This is a genomic window from Pacificoceanicola algae, assembly GCF_049341065.1.
GTDB lineage: Bacteria > Pseudomonadota > Alphaproteobacteria > Rhodobacterales > Rhodobacteraceae > Pacificoceanicola.
The window spans coordinates 18,953-41,723 of record NZ_JBMPIX010000018.1; the positions used below are offsets into that span (position 1 = coordinate 18,953).

The 22,771-nt window shown below is 60.7% G+C and carries 20 protein-coding genes; 12 read left to right on the plus strand and 8 right to left on the minus strand.

Annotated features, from left to right (window positions below; all coding sequences use genetic code 11):
* Window positions 1–61: 61 nt before the first annotated feature.
* On the minus strand, window positions 62–1,543 hold the full coding sequence (locus ACOYQJ_RS19635; protein ID WP_422907706.1) for an ABC transporter substrate-binding protein: 1,482 nt from the start codon (window positions 1,541–1,543) through the stop codon (window positions 62–64).
* 163 nt (window positions 1,544–1,706) lie between these two features.
* On the opposite strand from ACOYQJ_RS19635, the gene ACOYQJ_RS19640 reads away from it, so the two are divergent.
* From ACOYQJ_RS19640 to ACOYQJ_RS19655, 4 genes are all read left to right on the plus strand, one after another.
* On the plus strand, window positions 1,707–3,050 hold the full coding sequence (locus ACOYQJ_RS19640; RefSeq protein ID WP_422907707.1) for a DMP19 family protein: 1,344 nt from the start codon (window positions 1,707–1,709) through the stop codon (window positions 3,048–3,050).
* 80 nt (window positions 3,051–3,130) lie between these two features.
* Window positions 3,131–3,976, plus strand: a complete 846-nt coding sequence (panB, locus tag ACOYQJ_RS19645; RefSeq protein ID WP_422907708.1) for a 3-methyl-2-oxobutanoate hydroxymethyltransferase — start codon at window positions 3,131–3,133, stop codon at window positions 3,974–3,976.
* Window positions 3,973–4,815 (plus strand): pantoate--beta-alanine ligase, encoded by an 843-nt coding sequence (gene panC / locus ACOYQJ_RS19650; RefSeq protein WP_422907709.1) that lies wholly within the window; start codon window positions 3,973–3,975, stop codon window positions 4,813–4,815. The genes panB and panC overlap by 4 nt, the downstream gene beginning before the upstream one ends.
* 80 nt (window positions 4,816–4,895) lie before the next feature.
* The gene (locus ACOYQJ_RS19655) at window positions 4,896–6,170 is read left to right on the plus strand and encodes an acetylornithine deacetylase/succinyl-diaminopimelate desuccinylase family protein (protein ID WP_422907710.1); all 1,275 of its coding nucleotides are present in this window, start codon (window positions 4,896–4,898) and stop codon (window positions 6,168–6,170) included.
* Window positions 6,171–6,213: 43 nt separating this feature from the next.
* Here the strand turns inward: ACOYQJ_RS19655 and ACOYQJ_RS19660 are convergent, their stop codons facing one another.
* The gene (locus ACOYQJ_RS19660; protein WP_422907711.1) at window positions 6,214–7,185 is read right to left on the minus strand and encodes a DUF2125 domain-containing protein; all 972 of its coding nucleotides are present in this window, start codon (window positions 7,183–7,185) and stop codon (window positions 6,214–6,216) included.
* A gap of 67 nt (window positions 7,186–7,252) precedes the next feature.
* Between ACOYQJ_RS19660 and ACOYQJ_RS19665 the strand changes: the two genes are divergently transcribed.
* The 3 genes from ACOYQJ_RS19665 (at window position 7,253) to ACOYQJ_RS19675 (ending at window position 11,613) form a co-directional block, all read left to right on the plus strand.
* Complete coding sequence (locus ACOYQJ_RS19665; protein ID WP_422907712.1) at window positions 7,253–7,780, plus strand: gamma-glutamylcyclotransferase; 528 nt, start codon at window positions 7,253–7,255, stop codon at window positions 7,778–7,780.
* Window positions 7,781–7,845: 65 nt separating this feature from the next.
* Window positions 7,846–9,024 (plus strand): flagellar protein FliT, encoded by a 1,179-nt coding sequence (locus ACOYQJ_RS19670; RefSeq protein ID WP_422907713.1) that lies wholly within the window; start codon window positions 7,846–7,848, stop codon window positions 9,022–9,024.
* A 3-nt stretch (window positions 9,025–9,027) separates the two neighbouring features.
* Window positions 9,028–11,613 carry a peptidoglycan -binding protein gene (locus tag ACOYQJ_RS19675; protein ID WP_422907714.1) on the plus strand — a complete coding sequence of 862 codons (2,586 nt, stop codon included), beginning with the start codon at window positions 9,028–9,030 and terminating at the stop codon, window positions 11,611–11,613.
* Window positions 11,614–11,616: 3 nt separating this feature from the next.
* Here ACOYQJ_RS19675 and ACOYQJ_RS19680 read toward each other — a convergent pair whose 3' ends face one another.
* The 3 genes from ACOYQJ_RS19680 to gloB all read right to left on the minus strand — a co-directional run bounded on the left by ACOYQJ_RS19680 (window position 11,617) and on the right by gloB (window position 15,799).
* Entirely contained in the window at window positions 11,617–12,564 is a 948-nt protein-coding gene (locus tag ACOYQJ_RS19680; protein WP_422907715.1) for a M23 family metallopeptidase, read from the minus strand.
* Window positions 12,561–14,888 (minus strand): ATP-dependent Clp protease ATP-binding subunit ClpA, encoded by a 2,328-nt coding sequence (gene clpA, locus ACOYQJ_RS19685; RefSeq protein WP_422907716.1) that lies wholly within the window; start codon window positions 14,886–14,888, stop codon window positions 12,561–12,563. The genes ACOYQJ_RS19680 and clpA overlap by 4 nt, the downstream gene beginning before the upstream one ends.
* Before the next feature lie 149 nt (window positions 14,889–15,037).
* Window positions 15,038–15,799 carry a hydroxyacylglutathione hydrolase gene (gloB, locus tag ACOYQJ_RS19690; protein WP_422907717.1) on the minus strand — a complete coding sequence of 254 codons (762 nt, stop codon included), beginning with the start codon at window positions 15,797–15,799 and terminating at the stop codon, window positions 15,038–15,040.
* Between the two features lie 62 nt (window positions 15,800–15,861).
* On the opposite strand from gloB, the gene ACOYQJ_RS19695 reads away from it, so the two are divergent.
* Entirely contained in the window at window positions 15,862–16,617 is a 756-nt protein-coding gene (locus ACOYQJ_RS19695) for a class I SAM-dependent methyltransferase (protein ID WP_422907718.1), read from the plus strand.
* A 55-nt stretch (window positions 16,618–16,672) separates the two neighbouring features.
* Here ACOYQJ_RS19695 and ACOYQJ_RS19700 read toward each other — a convergent pair whose 3' ends face one another.
* The 3 genes from ACOYQJ_RS19700 to ACOYQJ_RS19710 form a co-directional block, all read right to left on the minus strand.
* Window positions 16,673–16,909, minus strand: coding sequence for a hypothetical protein (locus ACOYQJ_RS19700; protein WP_422907719.1), 237 nt, complete (start codon window positions 16,907–16,909; stop codon window positions 16,673–16,675).
* Window positions 16,890–17,285 (minus strand): hypothetical protein, encoded by a 396-nt coding sequence (locus tag ACOYQJ_RS19705; RefSeq protein WP_422907720.1) that lies wholly within the window; start codon window positions 17,283–17,285, stop codon window positions 16,890–16,892. Before ACOYQJ_RS19705 ends, ACOYQJ_RS19700 begins: the two co-directional genes overlap by 20 nt.
* A 242-nt stretch (window positions 17,286–17,527) precedes the next feature.
* Window positions 17,528–17,815: a hypothetical protein gene (locus ACOYQJ_RS19710; RefSeq protein ID WP_422907721.1), complete on the minus strand. Its 288-nt coding sequence runs from the start codon at window positions 17,813–17,815 to the stop codon at window positions 17,528–17,530.
* 469 nt (window positions 17,816–18,284) lie between these two features.
* Here ACOYQJ_RS19710 and ACOYQJ_RS19715 point away from each other — a divergent pair, with 469 nt between their 5' ends.
* From ACOYQJ_RS19715 to atpD, 4 genes are read left to right on the plus strand one after another with little or no spacing between them, the layout of a single operon-like run.
* Window positions 18,285–18,851: a F0F1 ATP synthase subunit delta gene (locus ACOYQJ_RS19715; RefSeq protein WP_422907722.1), complete on the plus strand. Its 567-nt coding sequence runs from the start codon at window positions 18,285–18,287 to the stop codon at window positions 18,849–18,851.
* Complete coding sequence (atpA, locus tag ACOYQJ_RS19720; protein ID WP_422907723.1) at window positions 18,852–20,390, plus strand: F0F1 ATP synthase subunit alpha; 1,539 nt, start codon at window positions 18,852–18,854, stop codon at window positions 20,388–20,390.
* Between the two features lie 12 nt (window positions 20,391–20,402).
* Window positions 20,403–21,284: a F0F1 ATP synthase subunit gamma gene (locus tag ACOYQJ_RS19725; protein WP_422907724.1), complete on the plus strand. Its 882-nt coding sequence runs from the start codon at window positions 20,403–20,405 to the stop codon at window positions 21,282–21,284.
* A gap of 16 nt (window positions 21,285–21,300) precedes the next feature.
* Window positions 21,301–22,725, plus strand: a complete 1,425-nt coding sequence (gene atpD, locus ACOYQJ_RS19730; protein ID WP_422907725.1) for a F0F1 ATP synthase subunit beta — start codon at window positions 21,301–21,303, stop codon at window positions 22,723–22,725.
* Window positions 22,726–22,771 lie beyond the last annotated feature (46 nt).

The following is a 22,771-nucleotide window of genomic DNA, read 5'->3' on the forward strand; positions in this document are numbered from 1 at the left end:
GCAAAAGCGCGAAGAAAAAAGGCGGCCCCGGAAAGACCGCCTTTGTCGCCTGAGAACGGGCTTATTCAGACCAGCTGACCCCGGTCAGATCGGTGGCCTGTGTCGGCTGGTTCAGCCAAAGCCCCCGAAGCCGCGCATCGGCGACCGTGGGATAGGCCAGTTGGAAGAGGTAGCCGTTGACATAATCCTCGGCGATCATTTTCTGCGCCTGACGCAGCAGGGCGCTGCGCTGTTCGGGGTTCGTGGTTCCCGTCAACTCGGTCATCAGCGCCTGAAAGGCCGGGTTGTCATATTGGAAGTAATAGTCGGGGCGCGCATAAATCCCGATGTCCATGGGTTCGGTGTGGCTGACGATGGTCAGGCCAAAATCCTTGCCGCGGAACACCTCTTCAAGCCATTGCGCCCATTCGAGATTGGTGATCTCGGTCTGGATGCCCACGGCGCGCAGTTGCGCCGCGATGATCTCACCTCCGCGACGCGCGTAGGACGGCGGCGGCAGTTTGAGGGTGGTGGTGAAGCCATCGGGCAGCCCGGCCTCGGCCAGCAGCGCCTTGGCCTTTTCCGGATCGTATTCCGACATACCGGTCAGATCGACGTAGTCAGGGTTATGCGGTGCAAAATGCGTGCCGATGGGCGTGCCAAGGCCAAACATCGCGCCGTCGATGATTTCCTGCCGGTTGATCGCATGGGCAATGGCCTCGCGCACCTTCACGTTGTCCAGCGGTGGCAATTTGTTGTTGGTGGACAGGATTGTTTCACCCTCGGTGCTGCCGACCAGCACTTGAAAGCGCGGGTCCGCTTCGAACTGCGGCAGATTTTCCGGCGCGGGGAAGCCGGCAAAAGCGTCGATGTCCTGCGCCATCATGGCGGCAAAGGCGGCGGTCGGATCGCTGATGAACTTGAACGTCGCCTCGGTCAGGGCGGGTTTGTCGCCCCAATAGGCGTCGTTTTGCACCAGATGGATGCTGTCGCCCTGCGTCCAGCTGTCGAACTTGAAGGGGCCGGTGCCGATTGGAGTCTGCTTGATGCCCTCGATCGATTCGGGCGCGACGATCACCGCGTCCCCCCATGCCATGTTGAACAGGAAACTGCCGTTGGGCTTGGAGAGCGTTACGGTGACGGTCTGGGCATCGGTGGCCTCGACCGATCCGATCTCGGCGAACAGCGCCTTTTGTGCGTTCTGGCTGTCCTCGGCGCGGGCGCGGTCAAGGCTGAACTTGACGTCCTCGGCGTCCATCGTCGTGCCATCATGGAAGGTCACGCCATCGCGCAGGTGAAAGCTGTAGGTCAGGCCATCCTCGGAAATGTCCCAGCTTTCGGCCAATCCCGGCACGACCGAGCCATCGGACATGAAGCGGGTCAGCCCCTCGAAGACGTTGGAGTACAGCACCGAGTCGATGGCCCCTGCGGCGGCGGAGGTCGGATCAAAATGCGGTGGTTCAAGTTGAATGGCGATGGTCAGGTCCGTCTGCTGGGCAAAGGCGGCCCCGCTGAAACCAAGGGCCGCCGCGCAGACGGTGGCCAGAAAAGCGTTACGGGTCATTGAGGTCTCCTTGTCATATGCGGCCTGTTTGCCGGACGCTGAGTTAGTTTTCCTCGCAACTCCGGCGTCAATCAAGCCCTTGGCACGGAATCGTGCCCAGCTTGCCCAACTCCGGCCGTTTTTCATTCTTAGCAAACCAATAACCAGGTTGGAGGAACGAGTGATGTTGGGCAGGATCAAGCGCGTCTTGAATGGAACCCTCGGGCGCGAGGCCTTTGAGAATCGCAAGTCCGGCGGCGGGCGCCGACTGGGCGGTGTCACACCTCCTCCTGAGGGACCAAGCCCGGGCCCGCAGCCCCAGGTGCCCATGGTGCGCGAGATCGTGGTGCCCCGTTCGGCCATTGAGGCATGGCCCGAAACTGCCGATCCCCTGGTCGGAGCGGTGGTCGACTATGTGAATTACCTGATCAATCAGGCGAAATACAAACGGACCGAAATCAACCCGGCAGCGATGCAGGCCTTTCACAGCGATTATTATCTGGCGCAGGTGCTGAACGGCGGACACGCGCAATTCGTCGGCAACGCATCGGCATTTCTTGAGGCGACAATCGTCGATGTGCTGTCCGGGCTGCGTGCGATGCAGCAAAAAGAGTACTTCCTGCTTGCCAGTTCCATGAACAAGTGGGTGGCCGAAAATCCTGACGAAGCGGCGCAACAAACCGGCTTTGCAGGTGGGATCGCCCCGGCTCTGGCGGCGCTGGATACGCCGTTTTACAAGCTCAACCGAAAGCAACCTTTGCGCCGGGAAATCGCCGCATGGTTGGTCGCGCACCCGGATCTGAAAGTCGTGCCCGACGCCGACGTGCCAGCGGAATTGGCGCGCATCGCCGAGGTCAACACCGACGCGCCCCGTCGCCGGGCAGTGATCGAATGCGCCACAATCGCGGGTCAATTGGCCGATCCTTTGCGGATAGGCGTCTCGATGGCCTGTGCGCGGATCGACCCCATGGATTTCTTCCAATCGCTGACCGCAGGCAGTTATCGCGAAATCGAAGGCGCGCAGCGCATGGCCATTGGCGTGCGCACCTTTGGCGGGCTTCGCTATGCGGTGCCTGTCGAGGGGCAGGGGGTGCTGATCTATGAATGCATCCAACATGACAACAGCCACCTGCCAAAAAACAAGTTCGACGCGACGTTGGATGACATCCAGCGCTTCAAACCGGACGAGGTTGGAAGCTGCATTGCACGGGCCGAGCAGGACGAAATTCTTGCAGCGATTGATCAGGCCAAGCGTTTGGAGGCCGGAGCGGCCATACATCTGCTTGTTTCGCGCCAATCCTTGTTGATGGATGTGCCAGCCCTGACACTTAATTTTTTCGGAAACGCCGCCTCGGGAGGTGAGGCAATGACCTTTGCGTCAATCGTGGGCGATCAAGTGCTCCTGTTCGTGATACGCGGGGACATGGCGCTGTTGCGGGATACCAAGACGAAAGAGGACCTGGCGATAGCCAGCCGCGCCGAGGTCACGTTTCACGCCCGATCCCATGCAATCGAAACCTTGATCTGAGCCGCGACGCATCTTTGCTGGCGCTGCAATGCAGCAAATGCTAAACCTTCGCGCAACATTATTGCGTGAGGAGGCGCGATATGAGCGCAGAAACCGGCAAACGGGCGCCCATGCCCGAAGATATCCTTGCCCGCAAGGGCGGAGAGCCGATCGTCAGCCTGACCTGCTATACGACCCCAATGGCAGAACTCATGAGCCCGCATGTAGACTTCGTGCTGGTTGGGGATTCGGTCGGGATGGTGCTGCATGGGTTGAAATCCACCGTCGAAGTTACGATGGAGATGATGATCCTGCACGGCAAGGCCGTGGCGCGTGGGCTGTCCGGCGCGATGATGGTGATCGACTTGCCCTTTGGCAGCTACGAAGAAAGCCCGGTGCAGGCCTTTCGCAATGCCGCGCAATTGATGCGCGAAACCGGCGCGGGCGCGGTCAAGCTTGAGGGCGGCGTCGGCATGGCCGAGACCATCCGCTTTCTGGTGGATCGCGGAATCCCGGTGATGGCGCATGTGGGCCTGACGCCGCAATCGATCAACACGCTCGGCGGTTACAAGGTGCAGGGGCGCGGGGATGCCGGGGCGGCTTTGATGGCCGATGCAAGGGCCGTGGCCAACGCAGGCGCCTTTGCGGTTGTGCTGGAGAAGGTACCCGAGGCTTTGGCCGATCGCGTGACTGCCGAAGTGGCGATTCCAACCATTGGCATTGGCGCCAGCGCAGGCTGTGACGGTCAGATCCTTGTGGTCGACGACATGTTGGGCTTGTTCACCGCCTTCAAGGCCAAGTTCGTGAAACGGTTTGCCACATTGGGTGAGGATGCCGAGGCCGCAATTGCCGACTATGCCCGCGCGGTGAAGGCGCGGGAGTTTCCCGGGCCGGAACATGTCTTTGGCGAGGCCCCCCCGACCCAAAAGCCGGGAAAGGCCAAATGATTCCGCCGATACTCCGCACCAAGGCCGACTTGCGCGGCCGTGTGAACGATTGGAAACGCGCGGGCGAGGAGGTGGGCGTTGTGCCAACCATGGGTGCCTTGCACGACGGGCACCTCAGCCTTGTTGCCGCCGCCAAGGCCGCCTGCGACCGGGTGATCGTGACGATCTTTGTGAATCCCAAGCAGTTCAACAATCAAAGCGATCTGGACAACTATCCGCGCACGGAAGAGGACGACGCCCGCAAGCTTGAACGTTTTGACGTGGATGCCGTCTATGTGCCGGGAGGGGATCAGATTTACCCCGACGGCTTTGCGACTTCGGTTTCCGTTGCGGGGCTGACAGATGTGCTGTGCGGCGCCCATCGACCGGGGCATTTCGACGGTGTGGCGACGGTTGTGACCAAGCTGTTCACCCAGACCCGCGCAGACAAGGCGTTTTTTGGTGAAAAGGATTTCCAGCAGTTGCAGGTGGTGCGGCGGCTGTCAGCGGACCTTGATCTGGACGTCGAGGTGGTGGGCTGCCCGACGATCCGTGAAATGGACGGGCTGGCGATGTCCTCGCGCAACCTGCTTTTGTCGGACCGCTCTCGGACCAAGGCGGCGGCCTTGCATGAGGTGATGCAAGACATGGCCGAAGGGCTGCGCGCCGGTGGATTGGCCAATGACTTGGCGCAGACCGCAAGGGCGCGCATTCTGGCGGCGGGCTTTACCGAGGTCGAATATCTTGACCTGCGGGCGAATGCCGATCTGACCTTGCTGGATAAACCCGACAGGCCCGCGCGGATTTTGGCGGCGGCGTGGTTGGCCGGGGTGCGGTTGATCGACAATATCGCAGTTTGAACGCGCGAAGGCGCGCACCGCGTCCTAAGCCCTTGAACCTGTCGAGAAAGGCGTCACACTCAGGCTTTGGAGGTGCTGGCATGAGCGACGGGCTGGGCAAACGTATCGAAGACAAGCGCGATGATCTGGTCGCGCTGACGCGGGATCTGATCCGAATTCCGACACTGAACCCGCCGGGGGATCGCTATCGCGACATCTGTGATTTTCTCGAACGTCGACTGGCGCCGAATGGGTTCGACTGCCAGTTGATCCGCGCAACGGGCGCGCCGGGAGACAGCGACCGCTATCCGCGTTGGAACATCGTGGCGCGGCGGGAAGGCACTCGTCCGGGTGACTGCGTGCATTTCAATAGCCACACCGATGTGGTCGAGGTCGGGCGCGGCTGGACGCGTGATCCCTTTGGCGGCGAAGTCGAGGGGGACAAGATCTATGGGCGCGGCGCATGTGACATGAAGGGCGGGCTTGCGGCGTCGATCATCGCAGCCGAGGCGTTCCTCGAAGAACACCCCGAGTTTGCTGGGGCCATCGAAATCAGCGGCACGGCCGACGAGGAATCGGGTGGCTATGGCGGCGTCGCCTATCTGGCCGAGAAGGGGTTCTTTGACCCCGAGCGCGTGCAACATGTGATCATCCCTGAACCGCTCAACAAGGACCGGATCTGCCTTGGCCACCGCGGTGGGTGGTGGGCAGAGATCGAGACCAGGGGTGAGATCGCCCATGGCTCGATGCCGTTTCTGGGCGATTGCGCGATCCGGCATATGGGCGCGGTTCTCGATGCCTTTGAGGATCAGCTTTATCCGGCCATGGCGACACGCCGAACCGAAATGCCAGTTGTGCCGGAAGGCGCGCGTCAATCGACGATGAACATCAGCGCGATCCACGGCGGATCGGACGAGTTGCCGAAAGATTACAGCGGATTGCCTGCCTGTTGTGTACCCGACAGTTGCAGGATTGTGATCGACCGGCGATATCTGGTCGAGGAACCCTTTGAGGCGGTTCAGGGCGAGATTGTCGGAATACTGGAAGGGCTCAAGGCCGACCGGCCGCGTTTTGACTATGAGTTGCGAGAGATCAACAAGATCATCCCGTCCATGACCGACCGGGACGCGACGGTGGTTACCACCGTCGCCGAAGCGGTGCGCGAGGTTCTGGGAAAAGAGCCGGATTTTGTCGCATCGCCCGGGTCTTATGACCAAAAGCACATTGACCGGATCGGGCGCCTGAAGAACTGTATCGCTTACGGACCAGGTGTACTGGACCTTGCGCATAAACCCGACGAATGGGTCGGGATCACCGATATGGTGCAGTCGGCGCAAGTCATGGGGCGGGCTTTGGAAAAGCTTTTGTTGGTCTGAGGATAAGGGGCTGCACCGCCAGTTGTCGCGAAAATGCAGCCAGTTATTTGAAACGGATCTTTGGGGCGTTGCCGAGCGGCAAGATCCCCATCGAAATCTTGCCTTTGTCAAAGCTGAAGGTCAGGTCGAGGGTCTTTTTATTGCCAGACAGGCTGGCCACAAGGCCTATGGAGTCTGACAGGAGTCCCGCCAGCCCCTCGGGCAGATCGCCGTTGGATGTGGCGTTGTCCAGCATGTCGCGCCAATTGACCGCGCGTAGGGTGCCAATGCCATCAAGGCGGCCCTTGCTGTCGACGTCCCATTCGCCGGTGGCCTTCAGCTCCAGTTTACCTGCCTTGTATTCGGCAAGCGGCAGATTGATCCGGGTGGGTTGCGGTTTGTCGCCTTTGAGCGCGTCCTTGGTCCAGACCTTGTCAAAGGTCATTTCGGTGCGCAGGGTGACCTCGTCGAGTTTGTCGGCAGTTGTGGGGCCCAACGCGCCGCGCGAACTGGCGATGGATTGGGCGCTAAGGCCGATGCGCAGGCGGTTCGGGGTTTCCTCCTCGGCGGCGACGCCAAAGTTCAGCCCGGCCATAGCCAGATCGGTGGGGCCGGAAATGTTCAGGATTGCAGCCTCAAGGTTGGTGCGCAGGATACGATCGTCTTCGGTCACAAGCGAGGCGCGCAGCCCTTCGGACGTGATCTGGTAGGTGCCATCCTTGGTGCCCAGCGTCTGGGTGTCCGGCCAGGCAAAGATCCAATGGCCGGGAGTGTAGACCAAAGAAAACATCTGGAAAAATGGCGCTTCCCAGACAGTTTGATTGTCCGGATTCGCAAGAACCAGATCCGTGAACGTCACGTCCAAACGGTTAGGAAAGCCGCGCACGGCAAGATCGCTGTAGGAGGCTTCCCAGCCATCTTCTTGACGAGCTTCGAACCAATGCTCGAGGCTGTTGCGCAGGGAGTAGGCCTGAAAGACCCAATAGCCCGACCACAAGAGCGCCACTGCAACGATGGCAAAGAACAGACGTTTCACTTGGGGCGCCCCTTTAAACTCGTTTGTTTGTGGTGTTTACAGGTATGAAACGGCAAGGACCAGAACCATGACGCTATGGGTTTTCGGATATGGATCGCTTTTGTGGCACCCGGGGTTCGAGGTGGCCGAGCAGCGGCACGCGCGCCTTGCAGATTACTCCCGCAGCTTTTGCATGCGCTCGATCCACCATCGCGGCAGCGAGGAAGAGCCCGGTCTTGTTCTGGCGCTGGATGCACATCGCGGCGCCCTATGCGAAGGGGTGGCGCTGCGCGCGGAACCCGGCAGCGAGGACCAGACGCTTGAGTATCTGCGCGAGCGCGAGCTGGTTTCGGCGGCCTATCTGGAAAAGACCCTGACGCTGGATCTGGAGGACGGTACGCGGATCGACGCGGTGGCCTATGTGATCGACCGCGACCATGTGCAATACTGCCGGCTTTCGCTTGAAGAGCAGGCGCAGATCATCGCCAAGGCCCATGGCGGACGCGGGCCGAACACGGAATACTTGTACAATACCGCCGCGCATCTTGAGGAATTGGGCATCCCGGATGCAGAACTGCAATGGCTTGTGGATCGCGTGAGGCATCTGACCGCATAAGCCCTTGGCTTAATGGCGCTTAGCCCTTAACTTCTGCCCAGTAAAACAAACGCGTCAGGTGTCCGATGGACCAGCCCGACCTCGAGGCCGAGCTTCATTTTTCCCAACCTGTGCGGCAGGTGACCCTCATGCTTGTCGTGTTGGCACTGTCGGCTGTGGGCGCTTTTCTGGCGCTGCCAAGGGTCTTGCCGGTCTTTGAATCCAATCCCTATCTGAACGGGTTCATCCTGTTTGTCTTTGTGATGGGGGTGCTGGCCTGTTTCTATCAGGTGGTGCAACTGATCGTCTCGGTCCGCTGGATCGAACAGTTCGCCGCGCCGGGGAATCAGCAGGGCACGCGCGCCGGTGCGCCGCAGTTGCTGGCGCCGCTGGCCGCGCTGCTGCGCCGCCGCGACAAGCGGATGCAGATCACCACCACCTCGACCCGGTCGATCCTGGACAGTGTGGCGACACGGATCGACGAAGCGCGCGAAATTACGCGATATATCGTGTCCTTGCTGATTTTCCTCGGTCTTTTGGGCACGTTCTATGGCCTTGCCACCACGGTTCCCGCGCTGGTCGATACGATCCGCAGCCTTGCCCCACAGCAAGGTGAATCCGGGACCGAGGTGTTCGGCCGCCTGATGTCCGGCCTCGAAGACCAACTGGGCGGGATGGGTGTGGCCTTTGCCTCGTCGCTTTTGGGTCTGGCCTGTTCACTGGTCGTTGGGTTGTTGGAACTCTTCGCAGGCCATGGGCAGAACCGTTTCTACCGCGAGCTTGAGGAATGGCTGTCCTCGATCACCAAGCTGGGCTTTTCGCATGGCGAAGGGGACGGTGATGGCCCCGATCTGGGCGCGGCCGGCATCGTGCTTGACCGCATGGCCGAGCAGATCGAGACCTTGCAATACCTTTTCGCGCAGTCGGAACAGGGCCGCTCCGAGGTGGACAGTCGCCTTGGGCAATTGGCGGATTCGATCGAACGCATGACCGAACGGATGGAGGCGACGGCGCCCACCGCGTCGTCGATGGCACGGATTGCCGAAGGGCAGGAACTGCTGGCCGAAGCGATCCGCGAAAAGGAAACCAGCGAAGGGCTGGACCCCGAAAGCCGGATGCGCCTGCGGTCGATCGACGTCCAGATGCTGCGCCTGCTCGAAGAAATCAGCGCCGGGCGGCAGGAAAGCATGGCCGAACTGCGCACCGAAATTGGCAGTATGTCCCGCAGTCTGGCTGCCATCGCCAAGCGCGCAACAGGGGGCTAAGCCATGGCCCTGTCACGACGCACCGGCGCGCGCTTTCAGGCCAATATCTGGCCCGGATTCGTCGATGCGATGACCGGGCTCTTGCTGGTTCTGACCTTCGTTCTGTCGATCTTCATGATCATCCAGTTCGTGCTGCGCGAAACCATCACCGGTCAAGAGGACCAGCTGAACACGCTGTCCTCGGAGATCGCCGCTTTGGCCGATGCGCTGGGCGTGCAGGAACGCCGGAACACCGCCCTGACAAACCAGATGGGCGAGCTGGAATCCACGCTCTCCAGCGCCGAATCCCGGCTGGCCGAACAAGTGCGGATCATCAGCACCCTGACCGCCACCCGCGACCGTCAGGCCGCCGAACTTGAGGCCGCCCAGAGCCAGATCACTGATTTCGAAGCGCAAGTTGCGAACCTTCTGTCGCAACGCGACAACGCCCGCGATCAGGTGACCGAACTGACCAGCGCCCGTGATGAATTGACCGCCCGGCGCGAGGCGCTGGAGGCTTTGGTGGCGGATCTTCGCAAGGAAAATGCTGATGCGACGGCGCAGATCACAGCGCTGTCCGGGCGCGTGGATGATTTGTCTCAGGCGCTGACCGAAGAAGAGAAATCCAAATTGTTAGAGGCAGAGGCCGCCGCCGCCCTGCGCAAACGGCTTGAGGGGGCTGATGCGGAGCTGACCGCCATGACCATGGCCCTCGAGGCCGAGCGCAAGCGGGCCGAGGATACCTTGACCCTGCTGGCCGCTGCGCGCGAAGCGGAAACCGATCTGAACGCCCGCCTTGCCGCCGCGCTGTTGGCAGGCGAAGACGAGGCGCAGGCCCTTCAAACCAAGCTGGACGCGGCGACAACCGAGATTGCCCAGCTTTCCGCGACCTTGGCTGACACCCGCGCTGCCGGAGCCGAGACCGATGAACGGCTTGCCACCCTGCGCGAGGATTTAGCCGATGAACGTGCGGCCAGAACCGCTGCCGAACGCGCCTTGGACGAAGAGCAGAAATCCCGTGAAGCTACGGAACGCGATCTGGCCTCGGCGCAGGGGGCTGCGGGGGCGGCGCAGACGCGATTGTCCGATCTTTCGGCTCAGTTGGCGGCTGCCCTGGCGCGTCTGACCGAGGCCGAGTCGCTCCAGACTGAACTTGAGGCCCTGCGCCAGCGCAACGATTCCCTTGTGGCTGATCTGTCGGCTGCGCAGGGGGCTGCAGCAGATGGCGCGACCGCATTGACCGCCCTGCGCAGCGAAAAAGCAGCGGTAGAGGCGGAATTGACGACGGCGCGCGGCGCCGCCGAGGAGGCGCGCGCGGCGCTCGCAGACCTGCGTAACGACAACAGTCAGTTGACTGCGCGTTTGGCCGAACTTGAGGGCCGCGACAGCACGCAAGGTGACCAGATCGCCCAATTGCAGGGCCGGGCGGCGCAGTTGCAGTCGCAACTTGATACCGCGCTCGAGCGGGCCGAGGCGCGCTCCGGACGCGTAGCCGCGCTCGAAGCGGAAAATGCAGCCCTGTCCGAGCAGCTTGGCGAAGGTGCGGACGCCAACGCGCTTGCCGCGCAGAACGAACGGCTCAGCGTCGAACTGGATGTTGCCCGCGCCCGAGCGGCGCAGCGCGACACTGTGATCGCCAATTTGCAGCAAGCTCTGGCCGAGGCCGAAGCGCGTGCGGCGGAACGAGTGGATGATGCCCGCTCACTGGAAGAAAAACTGGCCGATGCCCTTGCCGCCCGCCTGGCTTCGGACGCAACCGTTGAAGAGACCCGTGCAAAATTGACTGCGGCATTGGCCGCGCAGAAGGCCGCCGAAGCCCAAGCCTCAGCGCGCTTGTCTCAGGCCGAAGAACGGCAAGTCTTGCTGTCGCAGGCGCGCGAAGAACTGGCCGTCAGTCAGGAACGCAGCAGCGAAGCGCAGAAACAGGCTGAACTTTTGAACCAGCAAGTTGCCGCGCTGCGCCAGCAGTTGGGCGAACTGCAGGCGCTGTTGAACGATTCGCGCGCCTCGGATGAGGCGGCGCAGGTTCAATTGCAAAACCTGGGCTCTGAACTGAACGCCGCGCTGGCCCGCGTCGCCGCCGAGGAACGCCGCCGCCGCCAGTTGGAAGAGGCCGAGCGCATTCGTCTCGAAGAGCAGGCCAAAGATCTGGAACGCTATCGGTCGGAGTTCTTCGGCCGCCTGCGCGAGGTCGTCGGAGACCGCGAGGGCATTCGGATCGAAGGCGACCGGTTTGTCTTTTCCTCTGAAGTTCTGTTCCCTCTGGGCGAGGCAGACCTGTCAGACCTGGGCAAATCCGAGATTGCAAAGGTCGCGGGCATCCTGCGCGAGATCTCGGATGAAATTCCTGATGGCATTGACTGGATCATTCGGGTTGATGGCCACACCGATAATGTCCCGATGCGCGCGGGTGGAAAATTTCAGGACAACTGGGATCTCAGCCAGCAGCGTGCGCTGTCAGTCGTGCGCTATATGATTGATTTTCTTGGCATTCCGCCGACGCGATTGTCGGCCAACGGCTTTGGCCAATACCAACCTGTCAATCCAGAAAACACACCGGAAGCGCGGGCACAGAACCGCCGGATCGAGCTGAAGCTAACTGAACGCTGAGCTCTATTTGACCTCGATAAAGGCGTAGCGTTTGGCAATCAGCTCACCCTTGCGGGTCAGGGTCAAATCGCCCCGGTACATGCCCGATGGCCATCCCTCAGCGGGCGCGCGTCGTCCGAAGGCGCGCATCAGGTTTATCTTGGGGGCCTTCAACACCTGCGAGTGTTCAAAGATTTCGCCCTTCGGTCCATGCGCCTTGAACTGAAGCACATCGCCGTGCTGGGCATGGAAAATTCGTCCATAAACAACCAGTGCGTCTTCCGGGGAAGCTGACGCTTTGCGCGCTGCGCCTGAGACGACGGCCTCCATGCTGGGGATATTGGTTGAAAACCCGGCAGTGAAAAATCCGGTCTTCTGATATGCGGGCGGGTCGTTCCAAAGCGTTTTCTGCTCCAATCCGCAGGTGTCTTTGGCTTCGGGTGCAAATGGGTCGATACCGGTGCCGGATCTGGTCAGGACAGACATGTGGACGTGGGGGAAATTGGTCATCCCGCTTTGGCCGACCAGCCCGATCTGCTGCCCCGTCGTGACGGTGTCTCCGCTGCGGACGGCGACAGAGCCCGTTCTCATGTGGCAATACAGGGTCTTGAGCCCGTTATCATGCCCGATCCGAACTGCATTGCCGCATTCGTTTTCGCCTTGGAAACGGTCGTAGGGGGGCAGATCGGGAACGCCGTCACGGGTTGCTTCGACCACGCCGTGCGCCGCGGCGAGGACAGGAACGCCCATGTCAGCCATCTCAAAACTTTCAACGGCGATGTCGATACCACTATGCTTATCGCGCGTTCGTAATCCGCAGGTGTAATCGGCACGGCCCGGGCTCGGGTCGGTATCAACGTAGGCTTCGATATAGCAGTCTTGGCCCAAGGTGCAGGCAATGGGCAGGTCCAGAAACGGTTCCGCCGCGAGCGGACTCGCGGCGGAAACAAGTGCAATCAGAGCTGACTTCATTCAGCCGTCAGAAGCGGAGGCTTTTTGGAACTGAGCCGCGGGCTTTCCGGGCCTTCCAGCTTCAGATCCAATTCGCCGTCCTTGACCGAGACGTTGACGATGCCACCCTTGGCCAGCTTGCCGAACAGAAGCTCTTCGGCGAGCGGCTTTTTGATGTATTCCTGAATCACACGGCCGAGCGGGCGCGCGCCCATCTTGTCGTCATAGCCCTTGTCGGCCAGCCATTCGGCGGCGGGCTTGCTCAGTTCTATGGTCACGTTGCGGTCCATCAGTTGCGCCTCAAGCTGAAGCACGAACTTTTCGACCACCTGCAGGATGGTATCCTTAGGCAGCGGAGCAAAGCTGATCACCGCATCCAGACGGTTGCGGAATTCCGGCGTGAAGGTGCGCTCGATCGCGGCGGTATCTTCACCCTCGCGGCGGTCGCGACCAAAGCCTATAGCGGCCTTTGCCTGCTCGGCGGCGCCCGCGTTGGACGTCATGATCAGGATCACGTTGCGAAAGTCCACTGTCCTGCCATTGTGGTCAGTCAGGGTGCCGTGGTCCATCACCTGCAGCAAGATGTTGTAGACATCCGGGTGCGCCTTTTCCATTTCGTCCAGCAGCAGCACACAGTGCGGATGCTGATCGACGCCGTCGGTCAACTGACCGCCCTGATCAAAGCCGACATAGCCCGGAGGCGCACCAATCAGACGCGAAACCGCATGCTTCTCCATGTACTCGGACATGTCGAACCGCAGCAACTCCACCCCTAGGGTGCTTGCCAATTGCTTGGCCACCTCGGTTTTACCGACGCCCGTCGGGCCGGCAAAAAGATAGTTGCCGATGGGTTTTTCCGGCTCGCGGAGGCCAGCACGGGCCAGCTTGATTGCCGAGGACAGTGCCTCGATCGCCTTGTCCTGACCAAAGACCACGCGCTTGAGGCTCTTTTCCAGATCCTTGAGCACCTCAGCATCGTCTTTGCTGACGTTTTTCGGAGGAATGCGGGCGATCTTGGCCACGACATTCTCGATCTCCTTGGTGCCGATGGTCTTACGGCGCTTGGATTCGGCCACAAGGTGCTGCGCGGCACCGGCTTCGTCGATGACGTCGATGGCTTTGTCCGGCAGCTTGCGGTCATTCATGTAGCGCGCCGAAAGCTCGACCGCGGATTTGATCGCATCGGCAGTGTATTTCACGCCGTGGTGGTCCTCGAAATAGGGCTTGAGGCCCTTGAGGATCTTGATCGTGTCCTCGACCGAAGGCTCGTTCACGTCAATCTTTTGGAACCGCCGCGACAGCGCGCGATCCTTTTCAAAGTGCTGACGGAATTCCTTGTAGGTGGTCGAGCCCATGCAGCGCAGTTTCCCGCCCTGAAGCGCCGGCTTCAGCAGGTTCGAGGCGTCCATAGCCCCACCCGAGGTTGCGCCAGCGCCGATCACGGTGTGAATCTCGTCGATGAAGAGCACCGCGTCCGGGTGATCTTCGAGTTCATTCACCACGGCCTTGAGCCGCTCTTCAAAGTCGCCGCGATAGCGGGTGCCTGCCAAAAGCGCGCCCATGTCGAGGCTGTAGATCGTGGTGTGGCTAAGAACTTCGGGAGTTTCGCCAGCGACGATCTTGCGGGCCAGTCCTTCGGCTATCGCGGTTTTGCCAACGCCGGGATCGCCAACCAGAAGCGGGTTGTTCTTGCGGCGGCGGCACAGCACCTGAATGCAGCGCTCAACCTCGTGATCACGACCGATCAGCGGGTCAATGTCACCATCGCGGGATTTCGCGTTCAGATCGACGCAATATTTCGCCAGAGCCGATTCCTTTTCGGCGCTTTGCGCTTCGGCTTCGTTCTGATGCGACTCTTCCTCTTCCGGAGCGCCCTGAACAGGCCGCGCTTCGCCGTAGGCCGGGTTCTTGGCGACGCCATGGGCGATGAAATTCACCGCGTCATAACGCGTCATGTCCTGTTCCTGAAGGAAATAGGCCGCGTTCGACTCGCGTTCTGCAAAGATGGCGACAAGTACGTTGGCACCGGTCACTTCTGTACGTCCCGAGGACTGAACATGGATCGCCGCGCGCTGGATCACGCGCTGGAAAGCGGCGGTCGGCACCGCTTCCGATCCTTCGATGTCGGTCACGAGGTTGGACAGGTCTTCGTCGATGAACTCGACCAGCGTGGTGCGCAGTTCTTCGGTGTCGACCGAGCAGGCCTTCATCACCCGCACGGCGTCTGGTTCGTCAATCAACGCCAGTAGCAGATGCTCCAGCGTGGCAAACTCATGGCTGCGCGAATTCGCCAGCGCGAGAGCCGAGTGGATTGCCTGCTCAAGGGTGTTCGAGAATGAAGGCACTTGAGTGCTCCTCTTGATTTGCGCCGCTCCCAAGGGACCAGCATTGCCTCATTGTCTTAAAGTTTGGTCGATATTCCCAACTCTTCAAGTTTTTTCTATGTACGCACCGGTCACTTTTGCGGTTTCTCTGCAAAAAGACGTGATCGGCGTCAAAATTTATCCTTGCGGGCACGGATTTCGGTGAAGACCTCGACGTCCGAGGCGTTCTCCATTCCCAAGGCGCGTTTCACGTCTGGATTTGAAGCCCGTAAGAAGGGGTTGGTGGCCAGTTCCAAAGAAAGCGGAACCTGGGCGGTGGGACGGCCCGCGGCGCGGGCTTGTGCGATTTCTTCTGCACGAAATTTAAGCGCAGAATTGTCCGGTTCAATAGTCAGCGCGAATTTCGCATTCGACGTCGTATATTCGTGACCCGAGTAAACAATGGTCTCGGGGGGCAGGGCGGCGAGTTTGGACAGGCTTTCCCACATCATTTCCGGCGTTCCTTCGAAGACACGCCCGCAGCCCAGCGCCATCAGGCTGTCAGCGGTAAAGACGGCGCCGCCGTTGGGAAAGTAGAATGCCATGTGTCCCAGCGTATGGCCCGGCACCATCAAGGGTACCGTGTAGGCTTCGCCCGTGCCGCCATTCATGCCCTCTTCGAGTGCCATATCCAGCGGTGGCAGTTTGGCCTCTTCGGCCTTGGGGCCCATGACTTTGCAGCCATATCGTGCCTTGATCTCTTCGACACCCTGAACGTGATCCCAGTGGTGATGGGTCAACATGATGACACCGGGCGTCCAGCCCCTCGCGTCAAGTGCATCGATGATCGGGCCAGACTCGGGGGCGTCGATCACGCATACGCCGTCGGGTCCTTTGACCAGATAGGCATAATTGTCGGACAGGCAGGGGATTGTGACGATTTCAAGGGGCATGGTCTTTCCTTCCGCGCTTTGTCAGACTGGCTGCAGTCAAACGCATCAAGGGCCGGACTGCAATGCATCTGGACGTGCAGACCTTACGGGACTTTTATTATCGCAGCGCGCTGGGGCGGGCGGCGCAGAAGGTCATTCGCAACCAGACCCTTGGATTCTGGCCCGAGGCCAAGCTGAAAGGGCAGACCGTCGCCGGATTTGGCTTTGCGGTGCCGCTTTTGCGCCCGTACCTCAAGGAATCCCGCAGGGTGATCGCGCTTATGCCTTCGCCGCAGGGGGTTATGCCCTGGCCCGCAGGGATGCCGAACGTGTCCGTCCTGTGCGAAGAGACCCAGTGGCCGATCGAGACCGGGCATGTGGATCGGCTGATCCTGATGCACGGGCTGGAGACATCCGAAAAGCCATCCGAGTTGTTGGATGAATGTTACCGGGTTCTGGGGCCAGGGGGTAAAGCGCTGTTCGTGTTGCCGAACCGGTCAGGGCTTTGGGCGCGTTCGGATGCGACGCCGTTTGGGTATGGGCGGCCCTATTCGCGCGGTCAGCTGGAAGTGCAGCTCAAGCGGCACGATTTTCTCCCCGAGGCGCATGTCTCGGTGCTGTACCAGCCGCCATCCACGCGGCGGTTCTGGATGAAGACGGCGCCGATGTGGGAACAGGCCGGGCGCGCCATTCCGGCGGTGATGGCCGGCGGCGTGATGATGGTCGTGGCCTCGAAGCGCTATCCGCCGACTCGCAAGGGACTGGGCGAGTCGGCGCGGGTTCTGAATCCGCTGGAGGTTCTTACCCCGAAGCCGGGCAAAGTGGCCAAGCCGATCTGAGCTGGCCGCTGTGCGGCGCTCGCTTTTGCAAAGCATCGCCCCGCCCACCGTCCCGTTACCGCCCGGTGGTCACGGTGATGTTGGACGGCAAGGTGCCGGGCACTGGCTCGAAGGGGGTGGCGGGCCCGCCGACAAAGCGCGCCAGTTCCACGCCGTTGCCAACGATCAGGTAGTCGTGCCGGATGCCATAATTCTGAGAGGGATCGGATGCGTTGGGCGCCACGGTAAATGACCCCGGCGTTCCGGCGGGCACCACGACGGCGATCTCGGCATCAATGGGCAGCCTGCGCATCAATCATCGCCACGGGCGTGATTGTCAGAGCTACTTCGCTACCTGCATCGCGTTCGAACACATCCTGACCGAATTGCACGTCCACCGCACTCCCGTCGTGGAAGGCCACGTCGTAGCCGCTGCCCAGCGCACCGACGAACACGTCATCGCCTTCTTCACCGAAGGCTTCCATGTGGTCACCGGTGACAGTGAAGCTGTCGTTGCCCGCGCCGCCATAATATGTTGCCAGTGCCGGATTGTCGCCCGGTTCGGGCACCAGAACCGGTTCGATCGAGCTGATGTAAGGCGTGTCCGCGGGAGCGTCGGCGGCTTCATGCAGGAAGGTGTCATTGCCAGCCCCGGCCGCAACCTCCGGTGATCCGCCGGCCGTTGTCATCACATTGCTGCCTTCGCTAAGGTTCACCACGGCGCGCCCACCCTCATGGGTGGCAGCGTCATCCTCATCGCCGAACAGGTCCCCGCATCCGCCACTGTCACGGTCTCGCCGGGCGCGACCGTGAGGAAGGGCAGGTCCTTTCCGGTAACGTAATCATGCAGATACACGTCCTCTGTCGCGAGTGACATGACCCCCGGCAAAGCGATGTCGAAACCGGCCTGCGTGTCAGTCTCGACTTCAACCTAATGGGTTTTGTTTGCAAAAGTCAGGCCGCCTGGCAGGCCCTGATCGTCGTTGCGGTGTTGGCCAAGCCGGAAGTCCAGAACCAGCTTGTCTTCAACCGGCGTATAGTCCCCGATCGTTACCGCCTGCGGCGCGCCCAGCGTGCCATAGGGGTAGGTCGCGACCTCGAAACGGTCTTCGCCGTCACCGCCGGTCATAACGGCCCCGCCATTGTTGTCGGAGAGGTTCACGCGCAGGGTGTCATCCCCTGGTCCGCCTTCCAAGGTGCATGTGGCAACAGCCGTCATCAGAGCCCATCGTGAACAGACCCGCGAACAGCAATAGCGCCAAGACCATTCCATTGATACTCTACGGTACGGTCGCAGATGTGGTCACAGAACGCCATGGATCGGCAGGCATCAAGGGCAGATTCGCGGCGCACCCGCGCGCCGTGATTGAAAACGCGCGTGGACGATCGGGCATCTGGCGGCGATCCATGCACGCGAATTCGCACTGATTTGAAGTTTCGGAATCGGTAAATCCGCCCAAAACCTCATTTTTTTGTCGTTCAAAAGGTGCACACATGGTCGCACTTTAGCCAAGTGCCTGAAAACAAGAGGTTTAGCGTAAACGTTAAAAGAGTGTTAGTATGTTGCGACGTGGGATAGGCTCTGCTACATCCGCCGCGATCTATATTGCCTTGGACCTAATCAAGGTGCGACCAAGCCCTCGGCCGCCCGGGATACCGGTGCGACACGGGGGCATTATATCGGAAGGGTGGACGTGTCTGAATCAGCATCTGTTTCCTCCGGCATCGCCGAGCGCTATGCCACCGCCATCTTCGGGCTTGTGAAGGACGGTAACGATCTTCCCAAGCTTGAAGCTAATCTTGACGACTTGTCAGCAGCGTTGGACGGCAGTGCCGATCTGCGCGATCTGATCAGCTCGCCGATCTATTCGCGGGACGAGCAAGGCGCCGCCATCGTGGCTATTGCCAAGAAAATGGGCCTGATCCCCGCTGTGCAGAATGCGCTGGGTCTGATGGCTGCCAAGCGTCGCCTGTTCGTGGTGCCCGCCATGGTGCGCCGCCTGCGCGAGATGATCGCGACAGAAAAGGGTGAAGTGACCGCAGATGTGGTTTCGGCGCAGGCCCTGACCGCGGACCAGTCCAAGAAACTTGCCGAGACGCTCAAGGCCCAGATCGGCAGTGACGTCAAAATCAATGCGACCGTTGATGAAAGCCTCATCGGCGGTCTTGTCGTTAAGGTGGGCTCCAAGATGATCGACACGTCGATCCGCGCAAAGCTCAACTCCCTCCAGAATGCAATGAAAGAGGTCGGATAAATGGGTATCCAAGCAGCAGAGATTTCTGCGATCCTGAAGGACCAGATCAAGAACTTCGGCATGGACGCCGAAGTTGCCGAGGTCGGTCGCGTGCTTTCCGTCGGTGACGGTATTGCCCGCGTCTATGGCCTCGACAACGTTCAGGCTGGCGAGATGGTCGAGTTCCCGGGTGGTATCATGGGAATGGCCCTGAACCTGGAAACCGACAACGTCGGTGTGGTTATCTTCGGTTCCGACCGGGACATCAAAGAAGGTGACATCGTCAAGCGCACCAACTCCATCGTGGACGTTCCTGCCGGGAACGAACTGCTGGGCCGCGTTGTTGACGGTCTGGGCAACCCGCTGGACGGCAAAGGCCCGCTGAACGCGTCCGAGCGCCGCGTGGCAGACGTCAAGGCGCCGGGCATCATCCCGCGTAAATCGGTGCACGAGCCGATGGCAACCGGCCTCAAGGCTGTGGACGCCATGATCCCGATCGGCCGTGGCCAGCGCGAGCTGATCATTGGCGACCGTCAGACCGGCAAGACTGCCGTTGCTCTGGACGCGATCCTGAACCAGAAGTCCTACAACGAAGCCGCTGGCGACGATGAAGGCAAGAAGCTGTACTGCATCTACGTTGCCATCGGTCAGAAGCGTTCGACCGTTGCGCAGCTGGTGAAAAAGCTCGAAGAAACCGGCGCCATCGATTATTCGATCGTCGTTGCGGCAACCGCATCCGACCCGGCCCCCATGCAGTTCCTCGCGCCCTACGCCGCGACCGCCATGGCCGAGTTTTTCCGCGACAATGGCCGTCACGCCCTGATCATCTATGATGACCTGTCCAAGCAGGCCGTGTCCTACCGCCAGATGTCCCTGCTTCTGCGTCGCCCGCCGGGCCGCGAAGCTTACCCGGGCGACGTTTTCTATCTTCACTCGCGCCTGCTGGAGCGTTCGGCAAAGCTGAACGAAGACAATGGCTCGGGCTCGTTGACGGCTCTGCCGATCATCGAAACCCAGGGCGGCGACGTTTCGGCCTTTATTCCGACCAACGTGATCTCGATCACCGACGGTCAGATCTTCCTCGAAACCGAACTGTTCTATCAGGGCATCCGTCCTGCCGTGAACACCGGTCTGTCGGTTTCGCGCGTTGGCTCCTCGGCTCAGACCAAGGCGATGTCTTCGGTTGCTGGTCCGGTGAAACTGTCGCTGGCTCAGTACCGCGAAATGGCGGCCTTTGCGCAGTTTGGTTCTGACCTCGACGCCGCAACCCAGCAGCTGCTGAACCGTGGTGCGCGTTTGACCGAGCTGATGAAGCAGCCGCAGTATTCGCCGCTGACCAACGCCGAGATCGTTTGTGTGATCTATGCCGGCACCAATGGTTATCTGGACAAGATTTCTGTCGGTGATGTTGGCCGCTTTGAAGCTGGCCTGCTGGCACACCTGCGCGGCAAGAACGCTGACCTTCTGAATGATATCGAAACCAACGATCAGAAGGTGAAGGGCGAGTTGGCCGACAAGATCAAGGCAGCACTCGACGATTTCGCCGCCGACTTCGCGTAAGGAGATAAGGCAATGCCAAATCTCAAGGACCTTAAAACCAGGATCGCGTCGGTCAAATCGACCCGCAAGATCACCAAGGCCATGCAGATGGTCGCGGCTGCAAAATTGCGCCGCGCCCAAGATGCGGCCGAAGCGGCCCGCCCCTACGCGGACCGTTTCAATGGTGTGATGGCGTCGTTGGCCGCTTCGGTCGGCACAAGTGACAGCGCGCCCCGGCTTTTGGCCGGGACGGGCAAAGACGATGTGCAGTTGCTCGTCGTGATGACTTCTGAACGTGGGCTTTGCGGTGGCTTCAACTCGAACATCGTGAAGCTTGCCAAGCTGAAGATCGAAGAGCTGCGCGCGGCTGGCAAGACGGTCAAGATCCTGACTGTCGGCAAGAAGGGCCGCGAACAGCTGAGACGGGAGTATGGCAATCTGTCCATCGGCCACGTCGATCTGAGTGATGTCAAGCGCGTCGGCTACGGCAACGCTCAGGACATCGCGCGCGATATTCTGGCCCGTTTCGACAACGGTGAGTTCGACGTGGCGACGATTTTCTACGCCAAGTTCAACTCGGTCATCAGCCAAGATCCGACAGCCATGCAGATCATCCCCGCCGCTTACGAAAGCACCGGCGAGGAAGACCAAGGTGCCTCGACGCTCTATGACTATGAGCCGAGCGAAGAGGAAATCCTTGCCGATCTGCTGCCGCGCGGTGTCGCGACTCAGATTTTCTCGGCTCTGCTCGAGAATGGCGCTTCTGAACAGGGTGCCCGGATGTCGGCCATGGACAACGCAACGCGCAATGCTGGCGAAATGATCGACAAGCTGACCATCCAGTACAACCGTTCGCGTCAGGCCGTCATCACGAACGAACTGATCGAAATTATCTCGGGCGCCGAGGCGCTCTAAGAACCGGAGACGATTAATGGCAAACGCAAAAGGCAAAATCACCCAGGTGATTGGCGCCGTGGTCGACGTGCAGTTCGAAGACCACCTGCCGGAAATTCTGAACGCGCTGAACACCGATAACAACGGCAAAAAGCTGGTGTTGGAAGTGTCGCAGCACCTTGGCGAAAACACCGTGCGCTGCATCGCCATGGACGCGACCGAAGGTCTTGTCCGTGGTCAGGAAGTGCGTGACACCGACGGCCCGATCTCGGTGCCGGTTGGCAACGCTACGCTTGGCCGCATCCTGAACGTGATCGGCGAGCCGGTTGACGAAGGCGCGCCGCTGAACGCGACCGAGTACCGCTCGATCCACCAGCCCGCCCCTTCGTTCGAAGAGCAGTCGACCGAATCGGAAGTTCTGGAAACCGGCATCAAGGTCATCGATCTGCTGGCCCCCTACGCCAAAGGCGGCAAGATCGGCCTGTTCGGCGGCGCCGGCGTGGGCAAGACCGTTCTCATCATGGAACTGATCAACAACATCGCAAAGGTGCACTCGGGCTACTCCGTGTTCGCCGGTGTTGGCGAACGGACCCGTGAAGGCAACGACCTTTACCACGAGATGATCGAATCCAACGTTATCAAGCTGGATAACCTGGAAGAAAGCCAAGTGGCGCTGGTCTACGGCCAGATGAACGAGCCTCCGGGCGCGCGTGCCCGTGTTGCTCTGACCGGCCTGACCCTGGCCGAGCAGTTCCGCGACCAGTCCGGTACCGACGTTCTGTTCTTCGTGGACAACATCTTCCGCTTCACGCAGGCCGGTTCCGAGGTGTCCGCACTTCTTGGCCGTATCCCTTCGGCTGTGGGCTACCAGCCGACGCTGGCCACCGACATGGGCGCCATGCAGGAACGCATCACCTCGACCAAGTCGGGCTCGATCACCTCGATCCAGGCTGTGTATGTTCCCGCGGACGACCTTACCGACCCGGCGCCTGCAACCACCTTTGCCCACCTTGACGCGACCACGGTTCTTAACCGCGCGATCTCGGAACTCGGCATCTACCCGGCTGTGGACCCGCTCGACTCGTCCTCGCGTCTCATGGATCCGCAGATCGTTGGTGAAGAGCACTATCAGGTGGCCCGTGACGTTCAGGGTATCCTGCAGCGCTACAAGTCGCTTCAGGACATCATCGCCATCCTCGGGATGGACGAACTGTCGGAAGAGGACAAGCTGACCGTGGCCCGTGCCCGCAAGATCCAGCGCTTCCTGTCGCAGCCCTTCGACGTTGCGAAGGTCTTCACCGGCTCGGACGGCGTGCAGGTTCCGCTTGCGGATACCATCGCATCGTTCAAGGACGTTGTTGCTGGCAAGTATGACCACCTTCCCGAAGCGGCCTTCTACATGGTTGGCGGCATCGACGAAGTGCTCGCCAAAGCCGAGAAAATGGCCGCTGACGCTGCCTAACTCAACCCAGTCGGGGGGCCGCTGTGGCCCCCTGATGTGAAAGGAG

Bases quoted from the DNA above. Each gene is read 5' to 3' on its own strand.
- ACOYQJ_RS19635 (WP_422907706.1), bottom strand. From the start codon at position 1,543: ATGACCCGTAACGCTTTTCTGGCCACCGTCTGCGCGGCGGCCCTTGGT.
- ACOYQJ_RS19640 (WP_422907707.1), top strand. From the start codon at position 1,707: ATGTTGGGCAGGATCAAGCGCGTCTTGAATGGAACCCTCGGGCGCGAG.
- panB (WP_422907708.1), top strand. From the start codon at position 3,131: ATGAGCGCAGAAACCGGCAAACGGGCGCCCATGCCCGAAGATATCCTT.
- panC (WP_422907709.1), top strand. From the start codon at position 3,973: ATGATTCCGCCGATACTCCGCACCAAGGCCGACTTGCGCGGCCGTGTG.
- ACOYQJ_RS19655 (WP_422907710.1), top strand. From the start codon at position 4,896: ATGAGCGACGGGCTGGGCAAACGTATCGAAGACAAGCGCGATGATCTG.
- ACOYQJ_RS19665 (WP_422907712.1), top strand. From the start codon at position 7,253: ATGACGCTATGGGTTTTCGGATATGGATCGCTTTTGTGGCACCCGGGG.
- ACOYQJ_RS19670 (WP_422907713.1), top strand. From the start codon at position 7,846: ATGGACCAGCCCGACCTCGAGGCCGAGCTTCATTTTTCCCAACCTGTG.
- ACOYQJ_RS19675 (WP_422907714.1), top strand. From the start codon at position 9,028: ATGGCCCTGTCACGACGCACCGGCGCGCGCTTTCAGGCCAATATCTGG.
- ACOYQJ_RS19680 (WP_422907715.1), bottom strand. From the start codon at position 12,564: ATGAAGTCAGCTCTGATTGCACTTGTTTCCGCCGCGAGTCCGCTCGCG.
- gloB (WP_422907717.1), bottom strand. From the start codon at position 15,799: ATGCCCCTTGAAATCGTCACAATCCCCTGCCTGTCCGACAATTATGCC.
- ACOYQJ_RS19695 (WP_422907718.1), top strand. From the start codon at position 15,862: ATGCATCTGGACGTGCAGACCTTACGGGACTTTTATTATCGCAGCGCG.
- ACOYQJ_RS19700 (WP_422907719.1), bottom strand. From the start codon at position 16,909: ATGCGCAGGCTGCCCATTGATGCCGAGATCGCCGTCGTGGTGCCCGCC.
- ACOYQJ_RS19705 (WP_422907720.1), bottom strand. From the start codon at position 17,285: ATGACAACGGCCGGCGGATCACCGGAGGTTGCGGCCGGGGCTGGCAAT.
- ACOYQJ_RS19710 (WP_422907721.1), bottom strand. From the start codon at position 17,815: ATGACGGCTGTTGCCACATGCACCTTGGAAGGCGGACCAGGGGATGAC.
- atpA (WP_422907723.1), top strand. From the start codon at position 18,852: ATGGGTATCCAAGCAGCAGAGATTTCTGCGATCCTGAAGGACCAGATC.
- ACOYQJ_RS19725 (WP_422907724.1), top strand. From the start codon at position 20,403: ATGCCAAATCTCAAGGACCTTAAAACCAGGATCGCGTCGGTCAAATCG.
- atpD (WP_422907725.1), top strand. From the start codon at position 21,301: ATGGCAAACGCAAAAGGCAAAATCACCCAGGTGATTGGCGCCGTGGTC.